The sequence below is a fragment of the Microvirga sp. 2MCAF38 genome, assembly GCF_052115485.1.
Classification (GTDB): Bacteria; Pseudomonadota; Alphaproteobacteria; order Rhizobiales; family Beijerinckiaceae; genus Microvirga.
Genome location: NZ_JBFRGU010000004.1, coordinates 298,763 through 323,655, shown reverse-complemented (window position 1 = coordinate 323,655; position 24,893 = coordinate 298,763). Strand labels below are relative to the sequence as shown.

Below are 24,893 nucleotides of genomic sequence, written 5' to 3'. Positions count from 1 at the left end.
CTCACAGGAGCCTAGCTTGAAGTGCCATGCACCGTTTCAATGACGTTGTCGCACCCGGTTGCCGCGAGTTTCGCGCGGATGTTTCGGATATGACTGTCGATGGTACGATCGGATACATGAATCTGGACGTTGTAGGCCGTGTTCATGATCTGCTCGCGCGTGAAGATGAGACTGGGTCTCGCGAGAAGGGTCTTCAGAATGGAGAACTCGATTGCCGTGAGCGCCACGGACGCGCCGCCAAACGCAACCGCGTGCCGGAGTGGGTCGACGGAGAGACGGCCGTGGGACAATGCTTTGCCCTCGGGTTCTTGCCGCTTCGGACGTGCCGTCGTGCGCCGAAGGATGACGCCGATGCGCGCAACCAGCTCACGCGGGCTGAAGGGTTTGGTGACGTAATCGTCTCCGCCGATTTCCAGCCCGAGCACCCGATCGATCTCTTCGTCGCGGGCGGAGAGAAAGAGGATCGGTACATCCGAAGTTTTGCGGATCTGACGGCAGACTTCCAACCCGTCCATTTCCGGCATCCCGACATCGAGCACGATGAGATCGGTTGCGTTCTCTTCAAACTGGACGAGCGCTTCTTTGCCGTCGCGGGCGATGGTGGGCGCCATCCCGGCCTTCTCGAGGGCGAAGCAGATAACCTCTCGAATGTGGGGGTCGTCATCGACGACGAGGATTCGATGCGCCACCCCTGTCTCCTAGCGAATATCGAGTTTTCAAGTATGTGAACGGGATGTCTACTTAGCACTCGTCCGACCTGTGAGATAGTGTTGCAGACGCCAATCGCGGAACGTCCATGCCCGCCAGTCTTCCATGCTTTGGGAATGGGCCAGAAGCAGCTGGTCTCTGCGCACAGTCATGATGCCCGAATAGTGGGCCCCGCGGGCGATATATCGATTGAGAGCAGGAAGGACCTGTGGACCGAGAGAATAGACATAATACGCATCGACGGAAGTGGCGCCCGCCATGACTTCGCGACGATAGGAGAGGTTATAGTTCGCAATGATCGCGGCGAAATTCACAAAGGCGCAGACATAGAGCGTGAGGGCGAGCACAAGTGCATTGGAAGCGATGAGCCACCCGTTTGAACGCCTTAAAGCGATGCGCGCGACGATGAGGATGAGACCCGCAGCCACGAGAAACATCCAGATGAAAGCCGCGATGCGCAAAAGGGTCAGGGAATAGATCGCAATGTAAAGATCGAGGCGCAGGATCGATGAGACCACGAGAAGGACGTTCTGGCCGATCCACAGATAAACCAGCCGTCTGATCGTCGGCGAACGCTCGGCCGTCCCACCGGGCCGCATGGAAATCAATACGAAAGCCGCCGCGAGAAGAGCTGTCACGATGAGCGGATAGGCGCCGCGATGCGCATAAGCCGCGTAGGTCATGCCCGAGGGCAGCGCGACTCCGCCCCAGAGATAGAGCGCATCAAGAATGGATTGGACCGCAAACAGCAGATTGAACAAGACGAGGGATCGCAGGACGGTATCCGCGCCGAAGATCCTGTCGGCTTCTGCTGCCTTCGGGTCTTCTGCCGATGCCGTGGCCGGCTTGACCGCTCGCTCGCGCAATCTGACAGAAATGAAAGGCCAGGCGACGGAAAGCAGGAGGATCCAAACCACTATCCGAAGAATGTCGATATCCCAGCTTAGTTGCAGAGGATCGAAGACTGTCACCCACTCTTCGATAAGTGGGTTGGCCGAGGCGAACAGAGCCACGAAGACGGCTCCCGACAGGATCGGGACAACCCAGCCGATGAGGCTTTTGAGGGGTAGCCACACACGGCCTTCGACGCGCGCTTGCAGGTGGGCTTGAAGAAGATCGGGGATGAATTGAAACGATCCGACGAGAATCAGACGTCGCACCGCGAAAGCCACACCGGAAAGTCCTTTGGACAATCCGCCTGACACAATGACGGCGAACAGCGCCGTGCCGACGATGCCGAACAGGAGCGAGATGACACCGAAGGATTCCACGAGTGGCAAAAGCGCCATGAGGAGAAAGCCTGCCCCCAACGCGAAATCGCGACGCGTGACCTCGCGCGGTCTCATCGCAGCAGCGCCGAGAGCGAGAGCGGTCAAAAACAAAACAGCCGACAAGCCAGCTTCGTGGTCATAGAATAACCAGTCGCCTAGGGCGGTGACGCCAATGGCGAAGGCCAGTTTGGCATTGAAGCCGAAGCGTGCCGGAAGACGCTCGGCGGCGATAGAAACAGTCATGTTACTTTGACCTGTTGTTGGGGTTACGCGGTTGAGATTTCAGCCAATCGCGCGAGCCAATCGGCTTTGTCCTGTGCTGCGGGAAGGCGAGCACGACGGCGGCTGGCTTTGCATCCTCATCGCAAAGCCACCATCCGTCTTTCAGGAGGCTCTTTGGGAGATTGGACTTTGGGTGCAGGCTGAATGAACTCATGCCGCCCAATTTGCCCAACCGCTTTGCAGAAAGGGTTGGGCCTTCTCGCAGAGTTCGAGGATTTTTGTGCAGGCTTTGTGCAGGAGATCCCGTGGAGCTGACGACGGTCGCCTCCTGATCACCACTGAGGTGATCCGTGCGGGCGATCTCAGACGTCTTTCAACCGTTCCTCATACCGGCAAGAGCCTAGCATCTGGGAGCTTCAAGGTTCGGCTTTTGGCCTGATCTTGCTTCCACTGCTGATTGAAGTAACGTTCTAACCTGTCTGGAAGTCTTCGGCCTCTGGAATGGGCTGCCTTAGATTATCGTGTAGCGGAACGAGATAACGAAACTTCCCTCTTGAAGTGACCAAACTAGTCACTTATGTTCTGGTTATGAAATTCAAAGCCTCAGCCCCTTCGTCGGGCCTCCGTTATGCTCTGAACCTGACCGACACGGATCTGGCCGCTATCGCCGATACGTTCGGACAATACAGACTGATGATGGAAATCCTCGAGGACATCGCCGGGCGCGAGGCGATCAAGGCGGACGTCGTGCGCCTTCAGAAGTTGGCCTATGAGAGGATCAGGTCACAAACCGCGCTGCCGGCGCAGATGGTCCTGCTCGGTATTCGTGACTTCGCGGCTCGGCGCACCTCGGGTGTGGAACTACCCGGCATCCCTCTCGACGAAAAGCTTTACGCGATCAAAGGCCCATCGACGCTGACGGTCTCGACAATCCATGGGCGCGTGGCCGTCCATTACGATGTGGCGGGCTATGTCGATGGTTGGAGCGGGTCTGCTCCGGCCCGTCTGCTGCCGGCCGGTGGAAGTTTCGAGATCGTCGTCGGTGTCAAACCCTTCATCCGTCCAGAACAGGAGAAGTCCATGGCTTACGAAGGCATTCTATCTCGGGTCGGTCGTCTGGTCGCAGGGCTCGCTCACGCCACAATCGACAAAGCGGAGCAGAAGGACCCTGTCGCGGTGGTCGAGCAGGCAATCCGCGAGATCGACCGGGAGGCCGAGGCGGCACGTGCGGCGCTTGGAAAACACACCGCCGAGCAACATCGGCTCGAGAGTCGCGTCCGCGAGCTGAACACCGAATTGTCGTCGCTCTCGAGCAAGATCGGTACAGCGCTCGCGCAGGGGCGGGAGGATCTCGCCAAGGTCGGCATCGAACGGCAGATCGATATCGAAGCGCAGATCGCCGCCTTGCAGGTGGCGGGTGCCGATGTGAGCGAGCGGATGCAAGATGCGCAGCGCGCGGTGCAAGCGGTCATCGCCGCCCGCCGCGAAGGCGAGGCTCGCTTGGCGGAACTGAAACGATCCTTTGCGCAGGAGCAGGCGTCTCGCTCCACCGGTATCGGCATGCCTCGGTCGGTTTCGCCCGAGGACAAGGCTCTGCGTGCGCTCGAGGCGATCTCGCGTATCACGGGCGTTCCTGCTTCCGGTGACACTCCCAACGCATCCGAGATGAATGCGTTGGAGCGGTTGCACCGAGATCAAACCGTTGCGGAGCGGCTTGCGGCTTTCAAAGCCAAGACCGACAAATAAGCGGAGTGGGGCATGGAGCTTCTGATCTCGCCGAGTTACCAGCCTTTCACCGTTGCCGGACTCGTCATGGTGGGCCTTGTGGTCATCGAAACGATTTCCCTGGTCGTAGGCTTTTCGTTGAGCGCGATGCTCGATAGCAGCCTGGATTTCGACCTGCATGGCGGCCAGCATGCCAATGTCCCCGAGAACGGCGTTCTGGGCGGCGTACTTGGATGGGTCAATGCGGGCCGCGTGCCTGTCTTGGTTTTCCTTATCACGTGGCTCGCGGCTTTCGCTGTCGCAGGTCTCATGATTCAGGCTGTCGCTGCAACGATCTGGGCTCCATTGCCCGTTCTGATCGCTGCCCCCATCGCGTTCTTTCTTGCTGCTCCTGGGACACGTGTCACGACAAGGCTCGTGGCCTTCATCATTCCGCGCGATGAAACCTATGTGGTGTCGAACGACGATCTCGTCGGGCGCATTGCAGAAGTGATACTGGGGCCGCTCGATCAGGGGCTCGCCGGTCGCATCAAACTGCAGGACGCCCATGGCAACTGGCATTTTCTCATGGCGCGCGCGGCAAAGGATCATGGTCCCATGCAGGTCGGGGCTCAGGTTCTTCTCGTCGATCGCAACGGCTCGACCTTTCTCGCCATTCCCGCTCCAGAACAACTGACACCAACCCATTAACGCGAAATTCTCCGGAGATCTTCAATGCTAAATGGCGTCATTATCCCGGCCGCTCTCAGCCTTATTGCCATTCTCGGCATCGGCGTGGTGATCGGCATTCTCTACAAGCGTTCGACCCGCGATCAGGCTTATGTGCGAACGGGCCTCGGCGGCAAAAAGGTGGTGCTCGATGGTGGCTCCGTCGTGCTGCCGGTGTTCCATTCCATGGCCTGGGTCAATCTCAACACCCTGCGCCTGGAGGTTCGCCGCGGTGAAAGCGACGCTCTCATCACGCGGGATCGCATGCGTGTCGATATCGGTGCGGAATTCTATGTACGCGTTCGCCCGGAAGGCGATTCGATTGCACTCGCGGCGCAGACGCTTGGCGACCGCACCAACGATGCCGATGCGCTGCGCCAGTTGATCGAAGCGAAGTTCGTCGACGCATTGCGCTCGGTTGCCGCGACCATGTCCTTGAACGATCTTCAGGAGAAGCGCACCGAGTTCGTCAAGGCGGTGCAGGAGACCGTCGCGGCCGATCTTACGTCGAACGGGCTTGAATTGGAGAGCGTGTCCCTGACCCGCCTGGACCAGACTGACATCAAGCATTTCAACCCGAACAACAGCTTCGACGCGGAAGGTCTGGCAACGCTCACCAAGATCACCGAGCAGCGCAAGAAGGAGCGTAACGAAGTCGTTCGCGACACCGAAGTCGCCATAGCGGAGAAGGATCGCGAGGCGCTGCAGCGCAAGCTCGAAATCGATCGCAGCTCGCGCGAGGCGGAATTGGCGCAGCAGCGCGACATCGCCAATGCCACCGCCAAAACCCGTGCCGAGCAAGCGGCGAAGGAAGCCGAGGCCCGGCAAGCAGAAGAGACGGCGAGAATCGCATCGGAACTGGCCATTGCCGAGCAGGAGGCAGAGGCGAAGCGCATCAAGGAGAATGCCAATATCGCCGCCAGCCGCGTCGTGCAACAATCGGAACTCGAAGCCAAGCGCGATGTTCAGATCGTCGCCCAGGAAAGCGCGATTGCCGTTGCCAACAAGAGCCGCGAGGAATCCGAGGCGAAGGCCGCTGCGAAGGCTGCGGAAGCTCTTGCCGTGGCCGCCGATGAGAAGGTTACGACGGCGAGAGAGGTCGAGGTCGCCGAGCGTCAAAAGCGCATCGCAGTAATCGCAGCGGAGCAGGAAGCGCAAACCGAAGCCACCAGCGTCACCGTGGCGGCCGAGGCCGAACGAGATGCCGCCGAAAATCAGGCACAAGCCATCAAGACCATCGCTACCGCGAAGGCCGAGGCGGCCAAAATCGAGGCCGAAGGCATTCTTGAGATGGGTAAGGCACAAGCCGAAACCGAGGCTGCCATGAACGACGCGCGCAACAAGCTCTCGACATCAGTGATCGACTTCGAGCTTTCTCGCGACCGTATTCGCACCGTTCCCGCAGCCATCGCGGAATCGGTGAAGCCTATCGAGAAGATCTCCGACATCCGCATCTTCGATACCGGCGGCCTCATCAACGGCAAGTCGGCCTCGGATGGCGCGGGGATCGGTCTCGGCGAGGGGCTGGCCGGGCAGCTTCTGAACCTTCAGGCCAACAAGCCGATCTTGAACAAGATTCTGGCCGAGGCCGGGTTTGCGGGTGGCGAGAACGCAATCGATTCGTTGCTCGGATCGGTGACACCGAAGGATGCAATCAAGGTCGAAGTCGCAAAGAGCGGAACGCCTCTTCCTCAGGCCGACGTATAACGGTCGGCATCGTAACGTGACGGCGGGAGATATCTTTCGCCCTCACCTTGCGACTGCGACGTCACATGGTCGCTCCGATCTGCCACGGAACAAACTCTGCGTCGCCATAGCCCATCTCTTCTGACTTCGTCCGTTGCCCGGATGCGGTCTTGAGGATGGTCTCGAAGATCTCCCGACCTTTTTCCTCGATCGAGACGCCATCGAGAATGTCACCGCAATTGATGTCCATATCGTCGATCATGCGGCGATGGATTTCGCTGTTGGTCGCAAGCTTGATCGAGGGCGTCGGCTTGCAGCCGTAAGCAGAACCGCGCCCCGTGGTGAAGCAAAGAATGTTGGCGCCGCCCGCGACCTGGCCGGTCGCCGAAACCGGATCGTAGCCGGGCGTATCCATGAACACCAAGCCTTTTGTCGCCACCGGCTCCGCATAACGATAGACGTCGTTCAGCTGAGTCGTGCCGCCCTTAGCGGCGGCGCCGAGAGATTTCTCGAGAATGGTGGTGAGCCCCCCGGCCTTGTTACCGGGCGAAGGGTTGTTGTTCATCTCGGCGTTGTTGCGGGCGGTGTAGTCCTCCCACCAATCGATCAATCCGAGAAGCTTCTCGCCGATTTCGCGTGTGATCGCTCGGCGGGTCAGAAGATGCTCGGCGCCGTAGATTTCCGGTGTTTCCGAAAGGATCGCCGTTCCACCGTTCCGCACGAGCAGATCGACCGCTGCACCGAGCGCCGGGTTGGCGGTGATGCCGGAATAACCATCCGAGCCGCCACATTGCAACGCCAGCATTAACTCGGATGCCGGCACGGTCTCGCGCTTTGCCTTATTGGCGATCGGGAGCATGTCCCTGATGGCGGCAACGCCCGCCTCCACTGTCTTCCTGGTGCCCCCGACATCCTGGATTGTCATCGTGCGGAAGGTGTCACTCTCGCTGATTCCATAGAGCTCCTTCCAGCGACCGATTTGAAAGACCTCGCAGCCGAGGCCGACCATCAACACGCCAGCCATGTTGGGGTTGGAGGCATAGCCCCACTGGGTGCGCTTGAGGACTTCGTACCCTTCGCCCTTCGTGTCCATCGCACAGCCGGTGCCGTGAACGAGAGGGATGACGCCATCGACATTCGGATAATCGTCGAGAAGCCCGGAACGCTCGATCTCCCTGGCGATGAAACGAGCGACCGAGGCCGAGCAGTTCACGCTTGTGAGGATGGCGAGATAATTCCGCGTCCCGACCTTACCATTCGCACGACGGAAGCCCTGGAATGTCGCCTGCGCTTCGCCCGAAAGGATAGCCTCAGACTTGGCGCTTTCCGCGAACCGATAATCGCGAGGAAAATCATGCATTCCCACATTGTGCTCATGCAGCCACTCGCCAGGTTCAACGTTCTTCAGAGCGAAGCCGATGATCTGCCCGAATTTGAGAATGGGCTCACCTTGTTGAACAGCGGCAATCGCCATCTTGTGGCCGCGCGGCACGCGCTCGCGCGCTGCAATCCCGTGGACGAGCGATCCGACTTCGATGGGCTCGACCGCCACGACTAGATTATCCCGTTCGTGAAGACGCACGGTGCGCGGTGTAGAGGCGGGCTTGTCCAACATGTCTATGTCCTCAGCGCGCCGGGAACGCTCATGCGCTCAGCATGGTCGGCGAAGACTCGGATTCCGGCTCGAAAAGATCAGGATGCTGTGCAGCGAGTTCCGGCAGTGAGCGCAGAATTTCACTCAGGTGTTGACGCATCGCCTGCTCAGCCGCCACGGGATCGCCGGCTTTGATGGCATCCACGATGAGGAGGTGCTGCGCGACGACGATATGCCGTGGAGTTGCCTGTGCCATATCGAGAAAGCGCACCCGATCCATCTGAGGCTTCACGTCCTCGATCATCTCCCACGCTGCCGGGCGGCCCGCGGCTTCGGCTAGGAGACGGTGAAACTCTTCATCGAGTTCCAGGAATTCTTCCGTCGTTCTTGCACGTTGGGCGCGACGTTGCCGCGCAAGGCTCGCATTCAATTCGGCAAGCATGACGGGGTTTGCCTTCAGCGCGGCTTCACGCACCACTGCCGTTTCAACGGCTTCCCGGATGAAGCGCGCATCTTCGACGCCGGCGCGCGAAATCTTCACGACCTGAGTTCCTCGTTGAGGCAACACCCGCACGAGACCAGCCTCGCTCAACTTGATCAAGGCCTCCCTGACAGGAGACCGACTGACGCCGAAGCGCCCGGCAAGATCCTGCTCGGACAGCATTTCCCCCGGCGACAATTGCATTGTCACGATGGCTTGACGGAGGGCTCGCGTGACCTGACGGGCCATGGGCTCCCTGCTGAGGCCGAGCTTTGTGAGACTTCTTTCGTTCATAAGTAGTACACTACCATACTAGTAGACCATTGCAAAGAAGCGTCAGTCGCTCTAAGCTCAGGCTCGTTGATGCTTGAAACCGATCAAGAAGCAAGTCGGAGCGAAGTGTCCAGGGAGTGACGCCATGCTGATCCATCCGGACCGGCTTTTTCCTGTTGAGCCAACAGTCCGCGCCGTCGCGCAGAGGCTCTACAGGGCTGTCCAGGATCTGCCGATCGTCTCGCCGCATGGCCATACGGACCCGCGTTGGTATGCACAGAACGAGCCGTTCCCCGATCCGGCAACGCTGTTCGTGATCCCCGATCATTATATTTTTCGCATGCTCTACAGCCAGGGCGTCAGCCTGGAGGATCTGGGCGTTCCGACCAGGGATGGCAGCCCCGTCGAGCGCGACGCGCGCAAGATCTGGCGGCGCTTTGCCTTTCACTACCATCTCTTTCGCGGCACGCCGACGCGAGCATGGCTGGACCATACCTTTGCGACGCTCTTCGGCTTTACCGAGCGGTTGTCGCCGAAGACGGCGGACGATTATTTCGACCGGATCGACGCAGCCCTTCGCACGCCTGAATTCAGGCCCCGTGCGCTGTTCGAGCGTTTCCGGATCGAAGTTATCGCCACGACGGAAAGCCCGCTCGATCCGCTGAAATCTCACGAAATGATCCGGCAATCAGGTTGGAAGGGCCGAGTGATCACAGCCTATCGCCCCGACCCGGTCATCGACCCGGATTTCGAGGGCTTTCGAGATAATCTCGTCAGCTTCGGCGAGATCACGGGTTGCGATACGCTCTCTTGGGATGGGTATCTGGAGGCCCACCGCAAGCGCCGCGCTTTCTTCCGCGGTTATGGCGCGACATCGACCGATCACGGCCATCCCACGGCGCGAACGGCGGACCTGCCACGCGCGGAAGCCGAGGCGCTGTTTCGTAAGGTGTCGACCGGCGCAGTGAGTGTCGACGAAGCCGAACTCTTTCGCGCGCAGATGCTGACCGAGATGGCGGCCATGAGCGTCGAAGACGGTATGGTGATGCAGGTCCATCCCGGCTCGTTCCGCAACCACAACAACACGGTCTTTTCTCGTTTTGGCCGCGACATGGGAGCGGATATTCCCTCTCAGACCGACTATGTGCGCGCATTGAAACCGCTTCTCGACCGGTTCGGCAATGAGCGTAATTTTACGCTGATCGTCTTCACCCTCGATGAGACGAGCTATTCGCGGGAACTGGCTCCGCTTGCGGGGCATTATCCTGCGCTGAAGCTTGGTCCTGCCTGGTGGTTTTTCGATGCCCCGGAAGGGATGCGTCGGTTCCGCGAACTGACCACTGAAACTGCCGGGTTCTATAATACGGTCGGCTTCAATGACGACACGCGGGCTTATCTCTCGATCCCTGCGCGCCATGACGTAGCCCGCCGGGTCGACTGCGCTTTTCTCGCCAATCTCGTGACGGGCCATCGCCTCGATGAGGATGAGGCGCACGAGGTGGCACATGACCTCGCTTATCGCCTCGCGAAAGAGGCCTACAAGCTGTGACTTCGGACATGGTTCACAAGAATCATGCCGCACAGAACGGGAGGAAGATGATGAAGAACCCAATCACCAGACGGACTTTCGTCGGCGGTGCCGCCGGCGCTGCGGGCGTGGCTGCGTTCGGCGGATCGAGCTTCGCGCAATTGGCGCTGCCGAAGGAACCGGTCGCGCTCAACGTAATCGACGTTGCGGGCAATCTCGCCTTGACGCAGAAAGCCATCGAGAATTACCGCAAGGCGAAGCCGAACCTCGTCTCGCGCATCACTTTTACGAAAGCACCGGCCCCCGAACTCGCCGGCAAGATCAAGGCGCAACAGGATGCGGGCCGGGTCGATATCGATCTCGTGCTGACCGGCACCGATGCACTCTCCGCCGGCATCGACCAGAAGCTCTGGGTGGAACTACTTCCGACCCACGCGGGGGCGCTACCGAAGCTCGATGACATCTATCTTCCAGCCGCTGCCAAGATGCAGACCTTGGCCAAGGGACAGGGCGTCGTCGTCACCTATTATCCGTCCGGCCCGTTGCTCGAATACATGCCCAACAAGGTGCAGACCCCGCCGACGACGGCCGAGGAACTTCTCGCCTGGGCGAAAGCCAATCCGAACCGGCTCATCTATGCGCGCCCTGCCAATTCGGGGCCCGGCCGCACCTTCATCATGGGCTTGCCCTACATCCTCGGCGACAGCAATCCGCAGGATCCCGCGAAGGGCTGGGACAAGACCTGGGCCTATTTGAAGGAGCTCGGCCAGTACATCGAATACTACCCGTCCGGCACCGGCGCGGTGATGAAGGAACTTGGCGAAGGCTCGCGCGACATGACCGTGTCAACGACGGGCTGGGACATCAATCCGCGCGTTCTCGGGGTTGTGCCGAAAGAGGCGAAGGTCGCGGCGCTCAAAGGCTTCCACTGGGTGGCGGATGCCCACTACATGTGCGTGCCGAAAGGGCTCTCGAACGAGAAGCAGGCTGTGCTCCTCGACCTGATGAACTTCCTGCTTACCAAGGAGCAGCAGGCCTACACTTATGACGAAGGTTATTTCTACCCCGGCCCCGCCGTGAAGGGCGTGACCCTCGACATGGCTCCGGCCGAAAGCCAGGCCGCGATCAAGGAATTCGGGCGTCCCGAATACGAGAAATGGATTGCCGAGAATCCGATCGAGTTGCCGCTCCAGCCGGACCAGATGGTCGTCGCCTTCCGCATCTGGGACGAGCAGGTCGGCGGATCGAAGCGTAAGTAAAGTCAGGGATCCGCGATGGCTATTGCTCTTTCACAGTTCGACGAGGTCCGGCTCGATCATGTCAGCCGCGACTTTGGCGCCCATAACGCGCTGCGCGACATCAACCTGACGATCCGGCGACGCGAGTTCATCGCGCTGCTCGGACCTTCAGGGTGCGGCAAGTCGACGACGCTGAACTGCATCGCGGGTCTCCTGCCTGTTACGGGGGGCGCGATCTGGCTCGACAAGAGTCGGGTCGATACCCTGCGGCCCGAGGAGCGTGGGTTCGGCATGGTTTTCCAGAACTACGCGCTCTTTCCTCACTTGAATGTGCGCCAGAATATCGGCTTCGGCTTGAAGATGCGTGGCACGCCCAAAGCGGAGATGGAGCGCAAGGTCGATGAGGCGCTGCGTCTCGTGCGCTTGCAAGGTCAGGAGCATAAGCTGCCCGGCCAACTCTCCGGTGGTCAGCAGCAGCGCGTGGCGATTGCCCGCGCCATCGTCATCGAGCCACCTCTCGTCCTGATGGACGAACCATTGTCCAACCTGGACGCGAAACTTCGCCTCGAGATGCGCGCTGAAATTCGACGCATCCACAATGAGCTCGGCGCGACGACGATCTATGTGACTCACGATCAGGATGAGGCCTTGTCGTTGGCCGATCGGATCGTGGTGCTGCGTGACGGCGTCATCCGTCAGGTCGGAACCCCGAAAGAGCTTTATGAAGCCCCGGCCCATCTCGATGTCGCCGATTTCATGGGCTTCCGCAACAAGCTGAAGGGGCGCGTTCTCTCTATTGAGAACGGCCGCGCCGTGATCGATGTGGAGGGCGCGAAGGTCAGCGGTGTCGCTCGGGAAAACCTGTCGGTTGGAGCGCCGGCTTTCGCTGCCATCCGGCCCGACGATCTCGTTGCCGGGGAGCCGGGGCCGAATGCTCTCGCGGTTACCGTCGATACCATTGAATATCGCGGCCGCGAGTTCGTGGGTACGGCTCACTCCACAGGCGGGCTCGATTTCGTGTTTCGATCTCACTATGCAGCGGAGCCAGGATCTGCCATTTACCTGCGCGCTGTTGACGAGCGCATTCTCGTCTTCGCCGAACCAATCGAGGGGAGGGGATGATGCAACACGCTCTTGCTCCCACCGTTGTTCAGGGACCCAGTCTGCGTCAACGAATGGCGTCTCGCGGGCTCGACGCAGTGACCCTGCTCGTTCTGCCCGCGGCGATCTTCAGCCTGTGTCTGTTCGTCTATCCCTTCGCTTTCGGTCTCATTCTTTCATTCGAGCCGAAGAGTGGCGGATGGCTTGCCAATTATCAGCGGTTCTTCGCAGATTCATTTCTCTACGAGACAATCGCCAAGACGTTGTGGCTCGCGGTTCCGGTTACGCTTCTCAATCTGGTTCTTGCTGTGCCGATTGCCTTTCGCGTCAGACTCATGCGCCATCAGCGGCTTCTGACGACGATCCTGGTTTTGCCGATCACGCTCGGTACGGTGCTCGTGGCCGAAGGGCTTTTGAACTATCTCGGTCCGCAAGGCTGGCTCAATCGGACCTTGATGACGTTCGGGTTGATCTCGCAGCCCCTGAAACTGGTCCACAATTACTGGGGCGTCTTCGCCTCGCTGGTGATTACAGGTTTCCCGTTCACCTTCCTGCTGACGTTGTCCTATGTCACAGGCATCGATCCGGCGTTGGAGCAGGCCGCGGCCACGCTGGGAGCGAGCGCGGCCCAACGGTTCCGCCATATCTATCTTCCGCTTCTGATGCCCGGCTTCGCCATCACGTTCTGCCTGTCCTTCGTGCAAGCATTCTCCGTTTTCCCATCGGCAGTTCTTCTCGGCGCGCCTGCGGGACCGACCCGCGTCATTTCGATTGCGGCCTATCAGGCGGCGTTCGAGGAATACGATTACTCCATGGCCTCGGCCATCGCGATGATCATGGGCTTCGTGCAGCTCGCCATCGTCGTTGCGGTGCTCGCCTCACGCGGCTTGTTCTACCGCGGCCCCGCCAGCGGCGCGAAAGGGTAAGCCGATGATCCGCGACACGACACTCGGTGCGAAACTCTGGGCGGCGGCCATCTGGGCGCTGGTCGGATTCTTTGTCCTCAATCTCTTCGCCATGATCGGCACGGTGGTGACGAGTTCCTTCGCCACCCGTTGGCTCGGCACGTGGTTGCCCGTCGGTTGGACGACACGCTGGTACGATTCCGCTTGGAGCGAATTTCAGCTCGGTGATGTCCTCATCGTCACCTTCCAGGTGGTCGGCGCGGTGGTTTTGGTCTCCGGCGTTCTGGGGGTCACAGCGGCCTACGCGCTTGCCCGGCGTGACTTTCCGGGTAAGCGCCTTATTGTGCTGCTCTTTCTCTTGCCGCTTCTCATCCCGCCGATCACTTTCGGCATTCCACTCGCCACGGTTCTCTATCGCACAGGCTTGGCGGGCACTTTCTGGGGCGTCGTCGCGGCCAATCTCGTGCCGACGGTTCCGTTCGTGATCCTCGTCATGATTCCTTTCATCGAGCAGATCGATCCGAAGATCGAAGCGGCGGCTCGCGTTTTTGGCGCGAACACCTTCAAGCTCTTCGTTCACGTGCTGATGCCGCTGCTTCTGCCGGGAATTCTCGCGGCCCTTCTCCTCGTTCTGGTGCGCACCATCGCCATGTTTGAGCTGACGTTCCTGGTGGCTGGGCCGACGAGCCAGACTCTTGTCGTGGCACTCTACTACGCGGTCTTCGCAGCGGGTGTGCGTGCCGTGCAATCCATCGATGCCATGGCCGTCATCTACATGGTGACGACGCTCATCTGGCTCATCATCGCCCTGCGTTTCGTCAACCCGACGCAGATCGTCACGCGTGCCAAACAACAACCGGCTCATTGAGATATGATGAAACGATTGAGCGAGGCCACCCTCGCGGATCTTTCGGTGGCTGTCCGGCGTCCTGTCTACGACCGGGCGCAGATCGCCACCGGCATCGTGCATCTCGGTGTCGGCGCGTTCCATCGGGCTCATCAGGCGGTCTACACGGATGACGTTCTGGCGCGCGATCCGCGCTGGGGCATTGTCGCCGCAAGCTTGCGCAGCCCGGATACCTACGATGCGCTGGAGCCGCAGAACGGCCTCTATACTGTCTCCGTTCGCTCCAAGGCGGGAGAGTCTCTTCGCGTCATCGGTTCGATCTCGCGCATCATTGTCGCGCCGGAGGCGGTGGACGAATTGCTTGGCATCATGGCCCATCCGGCGACGCGCATTGTGTCGTTGACCGTCACCGAGAAAGGATACTGCCATGATCCTGCAACCGGTGTGCTCAATGAAAAGCATCCGGATATCGTGCACGATCTTGGGGAGCCGCGACGACCCAGATCTGCGCCGGGTCTGATCGTCGAGGCCTTGCGTCGCCGTCATGCGGTCGGCACGCCGCCTTTCACGGTATTGACTTGCGATAATCTTCCATCCAACGGGCGCACGGTGAAGCGCGTTCTGGTGCGCTATGCCGAACTCATCGACAGCGATCTCGGACGATGGGTCGAAAGCGAAGTCGCTTGTCCCTCAACCATGGTGGACCGGATTGTGCCCGCGACCACCGACGAGGATCGCGCTCGTATCGGCCAGATTCTCGGGGCAAGGGATGCGTGGCCAGTTGTCACCGAGCCTTTTACCCAATGGGTGATCGAAGACGATTTTCCGCAAGGGCGTCCGGCTTGGGAAGTGACCGGGGCCGAGTTCGTTACCGATGTGGAACCCTTTGAGCACATGAAGCTCAGACTTCTCAACGGCAGTCACTCGACGCTGGCGTATCTCGGATACCTCGCAGGGTATGAAACCGTGGCGGAGGCCATGGCGGATCCTGCCTACGAGCGGCTTGTTCATGGTCTGATGGATGAGGAAGTAACACCGACCCTCCACATGCCTCCGGGATCCGATATCGCGTCCTACAAACGTGCACTGATCGAGCGCTTCAAAAATCCCGCCTTGAAGCATCGCACTTGGCAGATCGCCATGGATGGGTCGCAGAAATTGCCGCAACGGCTTCTTGGAACGGTGCGCGACTGCTTACGTAACAACGCATCCGTCCATCGTCTGACGCTCGGGGTCGCGGCGTGGATGCGATACGTCACTGGCATCGATGAGACAGGTGCTCAAATCGATGTGCGGGATCCCATGGCTGCCCGGTTGCGCACATTGGCCGACAGAGCGGGTTCATCCGCCGAGCGCTTGGCGGGTGAACTCTTCGCGGTGCGTGAGATCTTTGGAGACGATCTGCCAAAAGACCTGCGCTTCACCGACGCCGTAACGGTGGCTTTGACGCATCTCTACGCGAAAGGTGCGAAGCGTACCGTCGCCGAATTCACATCAACCTTGAGCTGACGAAATTTCGAGAGCCATCATGAAGATCGAAAATGCCTATTGCATCGTGACCTGCCCCGGTCGCAATTTCGTCACGCTCAAGATCGTCACCGATGAAGGTGTGTATGGGATCGGAGATGCCACACTCAACGGGCGGGAACTGGCCGTCTCCGCTTATCTTGAAGAGCATGTCATTCCGTGCCTGATCGGTCGCGATCCGCAGCAGATCGAGGATATCTGGCAATACCTCGCGAAAGGCGCTTATTGGCGGCGTGGCCCGGTGACCATGTCCGCCATTGCGGCGGTCGACATGGCACTGTGGGACATCAAGGCGAAGGTCGCCGGTCTGCCGCTCTATCAGTTGCTTGGAGGAAAGAGCCGCTCCGGCGTCATGGTCTATGGCCATGCCAACGGACGCGACATTCCGGAAACCCTTGACGCTGTCGGGCATTATCTGGAGCTGGGTTACAAGGCGGTGCGGGCGCAGGCTGGCGTTCCAGGCCTTGATACGGCCTACGGCATCGCGCGCGGGAAGCTGTTCTACGAACCGGCCACCAAAGGTTTGCCCGAAGAGCAAATCTGGTCGACCGAAAAATACCTGAATTTCGCGCCCAAGCTCTTCGAGGCGGTTCGCGTGGCTCACGGGCTGGACTTTCATCTGCTGCATGATGTGCATCATCGCCTCACACCCATCGAGGCTGCGCGGCTGGGAAAGAGCCTCGAACCGTATCGTCTTTTCTGGATGGAAGATCCGACACCGGCGGAGAACCAGGAGGCCTTGAAGCTCATTCGCCAACACACGATCACACCCATCGCCATCGGTGAGATTTTCAATTCGATCCACGATTGCCGCGAGCTGATCCAGAACCAGCTCATCGATTACATCCGCACGACGGTCGTTCGGGCCGGTGGTATCACTCAGCTGCGCAAGATAGCGGCTCTTGCGGAACTCTATCAGGTTCGAACCGGCTCACACGGCGCAACCGACCTCTCGCCCGTCTGTATGGGATCGGCGCTTCATTTCGATCTCTGGGTGCCGAATTTCGGTATTCAAGAATACATGCGGCACACCCCGGAAACCGACGAGGTATTCCCTCACGCCTATACCTTCGCCGATGGATACCTGTATCCGGGCGATGTCCCGGGGCATGGTGTCGACATCGACGAGAAGCTGGCTGCGAAGTACCCCTACCAGCGCGCCTATCTGCCGGTCGCCCGTCTTGAAGATGGAACGATGTGGAGTTGGTAAGGACCACCGTGATCGGACAGCGAGATGCTTATGTTTCCCGATTGATGCGCGTCGTTCCGAAAGCCTTCGAGAGGACCTCGTTGTAAAGAGATCGACAAAGTCTTGTGCGGGTCTCGACGGAGGCGATCCTGGGCTGATGATTCCATAGTCGGATTTGCGGGCAGGATAGAAAGAAGAGCGCCCTGCCGTAGACCCGCACGCGTTGCCACGCGGCTTCTGAAAGAAAAAAGCTATAGGGGATGGGAAGCCGTGTTTTCCATCCCCTTTTCGTTCCGGGAGATAAGCCTACATACTTGAGCAGAGGTATATCTCGTCGAGGCATTGCAATGCTCTGCGGGGCGGCGGCCACCCCAACCTCTCTCATGAAGCAGCCTTACGAGGCAGCCGCCTTCGTCAAAAAATTCGAACGCGGCGCCTCGGAGTATTGTGCACCGAGGAGCCTCCGCCTTGAGTAGTATCGCAATCACGGCTGCAGTCATCGTCGGCGCGGTGGTCCTCTTTGTGTGGAACCGCTTGCCCGTTGTCGTCGTGGCGATGATGACGGCCCTCGCGCTCTATGCCACGGGCGTGCTGTCGGTTGAGGCGGCATTGAGCGGTCTGGGCGATCCAGCCGTCATCTTCATCGCGACGCTTTTCATCATCAGTGCGGGACTGGAGGCCACAGGTGTGACGGCCTGGGCAGGACAGTTCCTCATTACAAAGGCCGGAAAAGAGAATCGCCTACGTCTACTCCTTCTGACCATGTCGCTGGTGGCATTTCTGACGGCGTTGATCAGTGTCAATGGCGCCGTGGCGGCGTTGCTCCCCGTGGTCGTTGTCATGGCGGTTCGCCTCAAGCGCGCACCGTCGCAACTCCTCATGCCCCTCGTCTTCTCGGCTCATGCAGGTTCGATGCTTGCCCTGACCGGTACGCCGGTGAACGTTCTGGTCTCGAACGCTGCTCTTGAAGCCGGGGTTGGTCGATTCGGCTTCTTCGAATTCACACTGGTCGGCGTCCCGCTTCTCCTGGGGGCCATGGCCATCATCATCCTTTTTGGCGAGCGCCTGTTGCCGCACCGGAGTGGCCCGTCAATCCCTTCCGACTTCAGTCGGCACGCCCTGACGCTTGTCGAGCAATACGGATTGAGCAACGGTGTGTTCCAGATGCGCGTTCGCGCCAATTCACCCTATGTCGGCGCATCGCCCGATATCGTGAACGTCGCTGGTTTCCCCGGCCTTCAACTCGTCGCTATCCAGCACGGTAATGATGGAGGCCCCCTGCGCCGCACGACAATCTCAGAAGGAGACTACCTTATCATACGTGGCGAGGCGGAGACGGCCGCCGCCTTCGCGGCCGAGAAACATCTGGCTTTTAGGCAGGAGAGTGCAGCGACCGACCTGCAGGATACACTGTTCAATCGGAATTCCGGCCTCGCCGAGGTGATCATTCCACCGCGCTCCGGCATGATCGGGACGTCCGTGTTTCCAGGAATGGTCACCGAGAGTGGCGATCTGATCGTTATGGCCGTTCAACGCCAAGGCGAGGACCTTAGTCCCGACAAGGCCGTGCTCGAGGTCGGAGATACAATGCTGCTTCAAGGAACATGGAAGGCCCTGGACATACACCTCAACGACCCGAACGTTCTCGTCGTGAACTCGCCCGAACTCGTCCGTCGTCAGGCGATTCCCATGGGAACAGGTGCGAGATCGGCGATCATTATCCTGATTGCCATGGTCCTCATGCTCGCAACGGGGATAGTGCCGCCCGCTATTGCGGGCCTTCTGGCTGCGGGTGCGATGGTTTTGAGTGGTGTTCTGACAGTCGATCAGTCCTTCCGGGCGATCCATTGGACGACAGTCATTCTGGTTGGCGCCATGATGCCGCTTTCGACGGCCATGGATGAAACAGGTGCAGCGAGCCTGCTGGCGGAGGCATTGGTCGGCGCCGTCGGAGATGCGGGCCCCTATGCGCTCCTCGCTGGGCTCTTCGTATTGACCGCCGTTCTCGGGCAGTTGATCAGCAACACGGCCACGGCTCTGATCATGATCCCCATCGCCGTAGCCGCCGCAAACAGCATCGGCGTTTCTCCAAGGCCAGTCCTGATGAGCGTTGCCGTCGCAGCCGCAGCCGCATTTCTGACGCCTATCGCCACGCCCACCAACCTGATGGTCATGGCGCCCGGGGGCTACAAGTTCGGGGATTATTGGAAGCTCGGACTGCCTCTTCTCCTCTGGTTCTTTCTCGTCGCGACGTTCTACGTTCCGTTGATCTGGCGTTTCTGATCAGGCGGCGAGATCATGCAGCACACGGGCCCATGATCGGATGCCGTGATGAAAGCTCTTGAGATCGTACTTCTCGTTCGGGCTGTGGATTCGATCGTCGTCGAGCGCGAAACCCGCGAGGATGACGTCCATCCCCAATGCGGATTTGAGCTCATGCGTTACCGGGATGGAACCCCCGCCTCCGATAAAGACGGCATCGCGGCCCCATTCTGCGCTCAGGGCGTTGCGCGTCTTTTCGAAAGCGGATGCTTCGATGGGAAAACGAATGGCCCGACCGGCGCCGTGCTCGGTGAATTCCACCTTGCAATCGGCTGGGATGCGGGCGCGCACAAACTCGCGAAAAGCCGCGCGGATGGCGTGGGGATCCTGGTCGAAGACAAGTCGGAACGAAATCTTTGCGGAAGCTTGCGAAGGTATCACGGTCTTGAAACCTGCGTCCTGGTAGCCGCCGCCCATTCCGTTGATCTCGCAAGTCGGGCGTGACCAGATCATCTCGAGAGCGCCGCGGCCGCGTTCTCCTGCAGGCACCGAGAGCCCAACTGCGCCGAGGAAAGCCGCTGGATCGAAGTGCAACGTCTCCCATTGCGCGCGCAGTTTTTCCGGCAACTCAGGCACGCCATCGTAGAAGCCGGGAATCGTGATGCGGCCGTCCGCGTCGCGCAGATCGGCAAGAATTCGGGCAAGCACGTGATTGGGATTGACAGCTGCGGAGCCGTAGAAACCGGAGTGCAGATCGCGGTCGGGGCCCGTTATGACGATCTCCTCGCCGCAAAGACCGCGCAGCATTGTTGTGATGGCCGGTGTTTGGGCATTCCACATGCTGGTGTCGCAGATCAGGCCGATATCCGCGCGCAACTCGTCGGCATTGGCCTTGAGAAACGGCGGCAGGTTCGCGCCGCCCGATTCCTCCTCGCCTTCAATCAGAATGGAGACGGGTATCGGCAGCTTGCCGGTGACGGCCTTCCAGGCACGGCAAGCCTCGACAAAGGTCATGACCTGCCCCTTATCGTCGGAAGCGCCGCGTCCGCGGATCGCACGCGTGCCATCCGTTCTCGTTTCCAGGAACGGCGCGAACGGATCGTGGTCCCAGAGGTTGAGTGGATCCACCGGTTGCACATCGTAATGGCCATAGAAAAGCGCAGAGGGTCCTTCGCCGCTTCTGTCGTGTGCGACGACGATGGGATGGCCCGGGGTATCGCGCGAACTTGCGTCGAATCCGATGCTTGTGAGGTCTGCTGCATGCCATTCTGCACAGGCACGACAATCCGCTGCAAAGGCAGGATCGGTCGAGACCGACTTGATGCGTAGAACGTTGAACAATCGCTCAAGAGCGGCGTCGACATGCGAGTCGATATGAGAGAGGACGGCGTCCAGTTCCGACATCACGATCTCCGGCCGAGCTGGCTGTTGATGCACGCGGGTAGCTAATGAACGCTCAGATGAATGTTTTCCCGCCAAGTCCCGAAAGAATATATGCGTCGCTGCAAATGTACTCACTCCAAAAGCGTCTTGGAATGCTCCAGAATCCTAAACTTTGGCTTCACGTCCCAAATCGGGAACGGAAATTACGGCGCATCCGATTGTTTTCGAATGATGTCGCCCTAGGATTTTAGGACAAAGAGCCTCTCCGAAGGGAGCGGGACACGGCGTTGGCGGGACGGGGGCGGTTCGCTGCGAAGGCGGAGCCGGAACGATGACGTCGCGTGCCTCATTGAAATCCAGACGCGAGGAAATATCCACATCCGGTCGCGTCACGAATCGGCGGGTGCCGGCTCTGGAACAGTCCGGGGTTTGGCGAGAATTTCGATTGGACGATGTCGAAGTCTCATCTGCCAGAAATGACGCTCCAGGTTTCTCGGTCGATCATCTCTCATGGGACCTCGGTGGTGTCTTACTCGCGCAGACTTTTCTGCCCGCGAGTGCCGAAAGATGGTGGTGGGATCTTCCCAAGTCCTTTGAGGATCATTGGTGCCTGGCCCTTGCCCGCGGCGATGGGCGGACGCATTCGCGGGTTCGTTGGGCGAGTGGACCTGCGAGTTTTCTCAGCTTTTTATCTCTGATCAAATCTTTCGAAGAGCAGGGAGCTGGCGAAGAGGCTCTGACTTTGTTTTTGCCGCGAGCCCTTTTTCGTAAAGAAGTGAGAGCGCTCGACAATACACACGGGGTGGTGCTGGATCCGGGACATGGAGTGATCCTTGCCGATTATTTAACCTCCCTCGCTCGGGTGCTGCCATCCATTTCCCAGGAGTATTGGCCCGGCTTGAAAGCGGCCACCTGTGCCATGGTGGCGGCTTGCCTTGCACCCATGGTCGATCGAATGACGGGTGATGAAAAGCCGATAATGGCGGCTTTGCGCGAGCGCGCCCGCCGCATCGTGAAGCAGAATATCTCTTCGGCGGAGTTCGGTCCCGAAGCGCTCGGTCGACTCTTGTTTGTATCTCGTTCGAAGCTCTATCGCGTGTTTGAGAGAAGTGGCGGTGTGGCGCGCTTCATTCAGCGCGAGCGTCTTGAAGAAGCGCATCGACATCTCTTTTACGCCAAGCTTGGCATGCCGATCAGCAGGCTCGCGGGCGAGGTTGGCTTCGGCGATCACTCCGCTTTCAGCAGGGCCTTCAAATTGGAATACGGTTATAGCCCGAGCGAGCTTAGAGAGATGGCATTGGCCAAGCACCTTCTCGAAACGCAGGCTCCTAATGAAGGCGTGTGCGATAGCGACAGCGCATACGGGGCTGCAGATGATGTTCATTATAAGTCTGAGATGTTGAGATAGTCTCTGGGCGTCGGATTTCATTCCCCTCAGCTCAGCCACCTCGGACAAGTGTTGCCGGAACAGTCATTGGAAGGATGAGAGCGGTGAACGATGCAACCGAAGCCCCCAAAACGGCAATGCAGAAGATACTCGATGTTGTCGAGAGAGTCGGGAACAGAGTTCCTCATCCAGCGGTGATCTTCATCATCCTGATCGGCATCGTCATCGTCCTCTCCCACATTTTTTACCTGATGGGGGTAAGCGTCGGCTATGAGGTCATCAACCCTGAAACGCACAAAGTCGAGCATGCATCGACCGCCGCGAGGAGTTTGCTGACCGCTGACGGCATTCGGTTCATGTTTACAGGGGTCGTCCAGAATTTCATGAATTTCAATGCCGTCGGCGTCATCATCGTCGCGATGGTGGGTGTCGGGGTGGCCGAGTCCGCTGGCCTGATCAGCGCTCTGATCCGCAAGCTTGTTGTCGTCGCTCATCCGAAGGCCCTGACTTACATTCTCGTGTTCGTCGGCATCTTGTCGAGCATCGCCGCCGATGCCGGATATCTGGTTCTCATTCCGTTGGCTGCGGCCGCTTTCATCAGCATTGGAAGACATCCTCTCGCTGGATTGGCGGCCTCGTTCGCAGCGGTGGCCGGGGCCTTTGGCGTAAACATTCTGATCGTTCCGATCGACGGCATCCTGACCGAGATTACGAACGATGCAATCCACCTTCTCAATCCAGCGATCTCCATCAGCCTTGCGGCGAACATCTGGTTCTCGATTGCTTCCGTCATCATGCTGACGGTCGTCGTCGCGCTCATCACCGAGAAGATCGTGGAGCCGCGCCTGGGGCTCTACACAGGAGAGCATACCGTCGAGGCGAGTGAGGGATTGTCAGCAGAGGAATTGCTCGGACTGAAATACGCGACCTATGCGTTGATCGGTGTCGCAATATTCATGGCTGTGCTGACTCTGCCGCCTGGAGCCCCGCTGCGAAATCCGGAGACCGGCGCCATCGTCGGTGACTCTCCGTTGATGAACAGCTTGATCGTGGTGATCGCCCTTGTATTCATGGCGATGGGGATTGGTTATGGCATCGGTGCCAAGACGATGAACAACACCAACGATGTCATCAACGCGATGACGAAAGCCATCGCGAATCTCGCCGGCCTCATTTTTCTGCTGCTGATTATCAGCCAGTTTCTGGCTTACTTCAATTATACGAACATGGCGACGCTGGCGGCCGTCTCTCTTGCCGATATTCTGAAGCGGGCGGACTTCGATGCGCTCTGGCTTCTGGTTGGTTTCGTCGTCGTTGTCTTGATCCTCGATCTCATCATCACGGGCGCCGTGCCGAAATGGGCAATCTTTGCGCCCATCTTCGTGCCGTTGCTGATGAAGCTGAACGTGACGCCTGAGGCGGTTCTCGCGGCCTATCGCGTCGGCGACTCGCCCGTGAACGCGATTACACCGTTGAACGCTTACTTCGCGATGATCGTCACGTTCGCGCAGAGATACCAAAAGGATGCGGGAGTCGGCACGGTTATTGCGTTGATGTTGCCCTATGTCGTCATAATGGCCGTGGTTTGGACCCTATTGCTGGCCATTTGGCATCTGCTCGGCCTTTCCTGGGGGCCGGGCTAGTATAACCCGTCCTCGCCTTCGACACCGGCTGTGACGCTCCTTATGACCGTCTCTCGGCATTGCGAACGCGCGGCGCGGAACTCTTGCGTTCAGCCACAAAGGTCGTTGAATCGCGAACGATCAATCGGCACGCGAGTTCGGTTCGGCGAACCAGTCTCTGTCCCTGCATTGCCAATTCAACGAGCGTTTCCACGGCGGCTTCACCCAGTTGTCGGGCGGGAATATGAATCGTGGTGAGGCGGGGCTTGAGGAGGTCGGAAATCGGCAGATCGTCGATGCCCAGGACCGAGATGTCTTGCGGGCAAGCGATATTTCGCGATGACAGAGCGGACAGCGCGCCGAGAGCGAGACTATCGGCAGCACACAAGAGAGCAGTGGCGTCCAGCTCCCGACGATCAAGACGCTCGCCGATTGCGCGCTCCGCACATTCCGGCGTCCAATCCTCCACTTTGATCACATGACCGGGCAACGGATCCAGACCGTGCTCCTGAAGCGCGTCGGCCCAGCCTTCGAGGCGGCGTTGAATCGTGACGCGTCCCGGTTTCATCACAAAGGCGATGCGGCGATGACCCAGCCCGATGAGATAATCGCAGGCAAGTCGCGCTGCTGAACGGTTGCACGGACTGACGCTCGAAATGCGCATGGACGGATCGTCACTGTTGATGAGAACAGCAGCCTTCCCACTTGCGTGGACACGTTCAAGGAGCTGTGCGTCGTCCACCGTGAGAAAAAGCACGCCGCGCACGCTCTTGTCGGCCAGCACCTCATCCAGTGCGGTGTATTGATCCTCACCGCCGGAAAGCGGGATCAATGAGATTTCGGTATCGTGCGCGGTGGCGGCGGACTTGAGGCCTTCAAGCACATGCCAGGTAAATTGTGACCGGCTGTAGTCTGTCATCGCCGCGGGACTTGCGAAAACAGCGATGCGGCTGCCTGCAAACGATGTCGGCATCGGATAGCGCGCCATCTTGGCGGCCTCGACAATGCGCTGGCGAATGTCGTCTCGAACGCCTTTCTGTCCTGCAAGCGCGCGGGAAACGGTGCTGATCGAGACATCGCAGGCGCGCGCGATATCGCGCAACCGGCTCCGGCCTAAGGAAGATCTATTGGTTTTCGGCGAATTCGAGGTCATGCATGGATCATGCAAAAAATTTTCATGTTGCGCAAGTTTTGCAGATCGAGAAAAATATCCATCAAGAACAAAACTATTGCCTT

The 24,893-nt window shown here is 59.3% G+C and carries 19 protein-coding genes; 13 read left to right on the top strand and 6 right to left on the bottom strand.

The window, feature by feature from the left end:
- Positions 1-11 precede the first annotated feature (11 nt).
- Together AB4072_RS10465 and AB4072_RS10460 are read right to left on the bottom strand one after the other, a co-directional pair.
- Positions 12-689 (bottom strand): response regulator transcription factor, encoded by a 678-nt coding sequence (locus tag AB4072_RS10465; RefSeq protein WP_441967783.1) that lies wholly within the window; start codon positions 687-689, stop codon positions 12-14.
- 48 nt (positions 690-737) lie between these two features.
- On the bottom strand, positions 738-2,222 hold the full coding sequence (locus AB4072_RS10460; protein ID WP_441967781.1) for a DUF4153 domain-containing protein: 1,485 nt from the start codon (positions 2,220-2,222) through the stop codon (positions 738-740).
- A gap of 567 nt (positions 2,223-2,789) precedes the next feature.
- On the opposite strand from AB4072_RS10460, the gene AB4072_RS10455 reads away from it, so the two are divergent.
- From AB4072_RS10455 to AB4072_RS10445, 3 genes are read left to right on the top strand one after another with little or no spacing between them, the layout of a single operon-like run.
- Positions 2,790-3,947, top strand: coding sequence for a PspA/IM30 family protein (locus tag AB4072_RS10455; protein WP_441967779.1), 1,158 nt, complete (start codon positions 2,790-2,792; stop codon positions 3,945-3,947).
- A 12-nt stretch (positions 3,948-3,959) separates the two neighbouring features.
- Entirely contained in the window at positions 3,960-4,616 is a 657-nt protein-coding gene (locus tag AB4072_RS10450) for an OB-fold-containig protein (protein WP_441967777.1), read from the top strand.
- Positions 4,617-4,640: 24 nt separating this feature from the next.
- A complete protein-coding gene (locus AB4072_RS10445) occupies positions 4,641-6,341 on the top strand; it encodes a flotillin family protein (protein WP_441967775.1) in 1,701 nt (566 codons plus the stop codon).
- Between the two features lie 61 nt (positions 6,342-6,402).
- On the opposite strand, the gene AB4072_RS10440 is transcribed toward AB4072_RS10445, so the two are convergent.
- Both AB4072_RS10440 and AB4072_RS10435 read right to left on the bottom strand, forming a co-directional pair.
- Positions 6,403-7,935, bottom strand: a complete 1,533-nt coding sequence (locus AB4072_RS10440) for a UxaA family hydrolase (RefSeq protein ID WP_441967773.1) — start codon at positions 7,933-7,935, stop codon at positions 6,403-6,405.
- Between the two features lie 28 nt (positions 7,936-7,963).
- The gene (locus AB4072_RS10435) at positions 7,964-8,644 is read right to left on the bottom strand and encodes a GntR family transcriptional regulator (RefSeq protein WP_441967771.1); all 681 of its coding nucleotides are present in this window, start codon (positions 8,642-8,644) and stop codon (positions 7,964-7,966) included.
- Between the two features lie 169 nt (positions 8,645-8,813).
- Here AB4072_RS10435 and uxaC point away from each other — a divergent pair, with 169 nt between their 5' ends.
- The 8 genes from uxaC to AB4072_RS10395 all read left to right on the top strand — a co-directional run bounded on the left by uxaC (position 8,814) and on the right by AB4072_RS10395 (position 19,286).
- Positions 8,814-10,217, top strand: coding sequence for a glucuronate isomerase (gene uxaC, locus AB4072_RS10430; protein ID WP_441967769.1), 1,404 nt, complete (start codon positions 8,814-8,816; stop codon positions 10,215-10,217).
- A 50-nt stretch (positions 10,218-10,267) separates the two neighbouring features.
- Complete coding sequence (locus AB4072_RS10425) at positions 10,268-11,455, top strand: ABC transporter substrate-binding protein (RefSeq protein ID WP_441967767.1); 1,188 nt, start codon at positions 10,268-10,270, stop codon at positions 11,453-11,455.
- 15 nt (positions 11,456-11,470) lie between these two features.
- Positions 11,471-12,556, top strand: a complete 1,086-nt coding sequence (locus AB4072_RS10420) for an ABC transporter ATP-binding protein (protein ID WP_441967765.1) — start codon at positions 11,471-11,473, stop codon at positions 12,554-12,556.
- Positions 12,556-13,461 (top strand): ABC transporter permease, encoded by a 906-nt coding sequence (locus AB4072_RS10415; protein WP_441967763.1) that lies wholly within the window; start codon positions 12,556-12,558, stop codon positions 13,459-13,461. Before AB4072_RS10420 ends, AB4072_RS10415 begins: the two co-directional genes overlap by 1 nt.
- 4 nt (positions 13,462-13,465) lie before the next feature.
- Positions 13,466-14,308 carry an ABC transporter permease gene (locus tag AB4072_RS10410; protein WP_441967761.1) on the top strand — a complete coding sequence of 281 codons (843 nt, stop codon included), beginning with the start codon at positions 13,466-13,468 and terminating at the stop codon, positions 14,306-14,308.
- A 6-nt stretch (positions 14,309-14,314) separates the two neighbouring features.
- Positions 14,315-15,796 carry a mannitol dehydrogenase family protein gene (locus AB4072_RS10405; protein WP_441967759.1) on the top strand — a complete coding sequence of 494 codons (1,482 nt, stop codon included), beginning with the start codon at positions 14,315-14,317 and terminating at the stop codon, positions 15,794-15,796.
- Between the two features lie 19 nt (positions 15,797-15,815).
- Entirely contained in the window at positions 15,816-17,024 is a 1,209-nt protein-coding gene (gene manD / locus AB4072_RS10400; protein WP_441967757.1) for a D-mannonate dehydratase ManD, read from the top strand.
- A 447-nt stretch (positions 17,025-17,471) separates the two neighbouring features.
- Positions 17,472-19,286 (top strand): SLC13 family permease, encoded by a 1,815-nt coding sequence (locus AB4072_RS10395; RefSeq protein ID WP_441967755.1) that lies wholly within the window; start codon positions 17,472-17,474, stop codon positions 19,284-19,286.
- On the opposite strand, the gene AB4072_RS10390 is transcribed toward AB4072_RS10395, so the two are convergent.
- Positions 19,287-20,669 (bottom strand): M20/M25/M40 family metallo-hydrolase, encoded by a 1,383-nt coding sequence (locus AB4072_RS10390; protein ID WP_441967753.1) that lies wholly within the window; start codon positions 20,667-20,669, stop codon positions 19,287-19,289.
- A gap of 310 nt (positions 20,670-20,979) precedes the next feature.
- Between AB4072_RS10390 and AB4072_RS10385 the strand changes: the two genes are divergently transcribed.
- Positions 20,980-22,056 (top strand): helix-turn-helix domain-containing protein, encoded by a 1,077-nt coding sequence (locus AB4072_RS10385; RefSeq protein ID WP_441967752.1) that lies wholly within the window; start codon positions 20,980-20,982, stop codon positions 22,054-22,056.
- 74 nt (positions 22,057-22,130) lie between these two features.
- A complete protein-coding gene (locus AB4072_RS10380; protein ID WP_441967750.1) occupies positions 22,131-23,678 on the top strand; it encodes an AbgT family transporter in 1,548 nt (515 codons plus the stop codon).
- A 40-nt stretch (positions 23,679-23,718) separates the two neighbouring features.
- On the opposite strand, the gene AB4072_RS10375 is transcribed toward AB4072_RS10380, so the two are convergent.
- On the bottom strand, positions 23,719-24,759 hold the full coding sequence (locus AB4072_RS10375; RefSeq protein WP_441967749.1) for a LacI family DNA-binding transcriptional regulator: 1,041 nt from the start codon (positions 24,757-24,759) through the stop codon (positions 23,719-23,721).
- Between the last annotated feature and the right edge of the window lie 134 nt (positions 24,760-24,893).

Coding starts and splice junctions, on each gene's coding strand:
- AB4072_RS10385 (WP_441967752.1), top strand. CDS start 20,980: ATGACGTCGCGTGCCTCATTGAAATCCAGACGCGAGGAAATATCCACA.
- AB4072_RS10420 (WP_441967765.1), top strand. CDS start 11,471: ATGGCTATTGCTCTTTCACAGTTCGACGAGGTCCGGCTCGATCATGTC.
- AB4072_RS10455 (WP_441967779.1), top strand. CDS start 2,790: ATGAAATTCAAAGCCTCAGCCCCTTCGTCGGGCCTCCGTTATGCTCTG.
- AB4072_RS10440 (WP_441967773.1), bottom strand. CDS start 7,935: ATGTTGGACAAGCCCGCCTCTACACCGCGCACCGTGCGTCTTCACGAA.
- AB4072_RS10435 (WP_441967771.1), bottom strand. CDS start 8,644: ATGGCCCGTCAGGTCACGCGAGCCCTCCGTCAAGCCATCGTGACAATG.
- AB4072_RS10380 (WP_441967750.1), top strand. CDS start 22,131: ATGAGAGCGGTGAACGATGCAACCGAAGCCCCCAAAACGGCAATGCAG.
- uxaC (WP_441967769.1), top strand. CDS start 8,814: ATGCTGATCCATCCGGACCGGCTTTTTCCTGTTGAGCCAACAGTCCGC.
- AB4072_RS10450 (WP_441967777.1), top strand. CDS start 3,960: ATGGAGCTTCTGATCTCGCCGAGTTACCAGCCTTTCACCGTTGCCGGA.
- AB4072_RS10390 (WP_441967753.1), bottom strand. CDS start 20,669: ATGTCGGAACTGGACGCCGTCCTCTCTCATATCGACTCGCATGTCGAC.
- AB4072_RS10460 (WP_441967781.1), bottom strand. CDS start 2,222: ATGACTGTTTCTATCGCCGCCGAGCGTCTTCCGGCACGCTTCGGCTTC.
- AB4072_RS10410 (WP_441967761.1), top strand. CDS start 13,466: ATGATCCGCGACACGACACTCGGTGCGAAACTCTGGGCGGCGGCCATC.
- manD (WP_441967757.1), top strand. CDS start 15,816: ATGAAGATCGAAAATGCCTATTGCATCGTGACCTGCCCCGGTCGCAAT.
- AB4072_RS10425 (WP_441967767.1), top strand. CDS start 10,268: ATGAAGAACCCAATCACCAGACGGACTTTCGTCGGCGGTGCCGCCGGC.
- AB4072_RS10415 (WP_441967763.1), top strand. CDS start 12,556: ATGCAACACGCTCTTGCTCCCACCGTTGTTCAGGGACCCAGTCTGCGT.
- AB4072_RS10445 (WP_441967775.1), top strand. CDS start 4,641: ATGCTAAATGGCGTCATTATCCCGGCCGCTCTCAGCCTTATTGCCATT.
- AB4072_RS10405 (WP_441967759.1), top strand. CDS start 14,315: ATGAAACGATTGAGCGAGGCCACCCTCGCGGATCTTTCGGTGGCTGTC.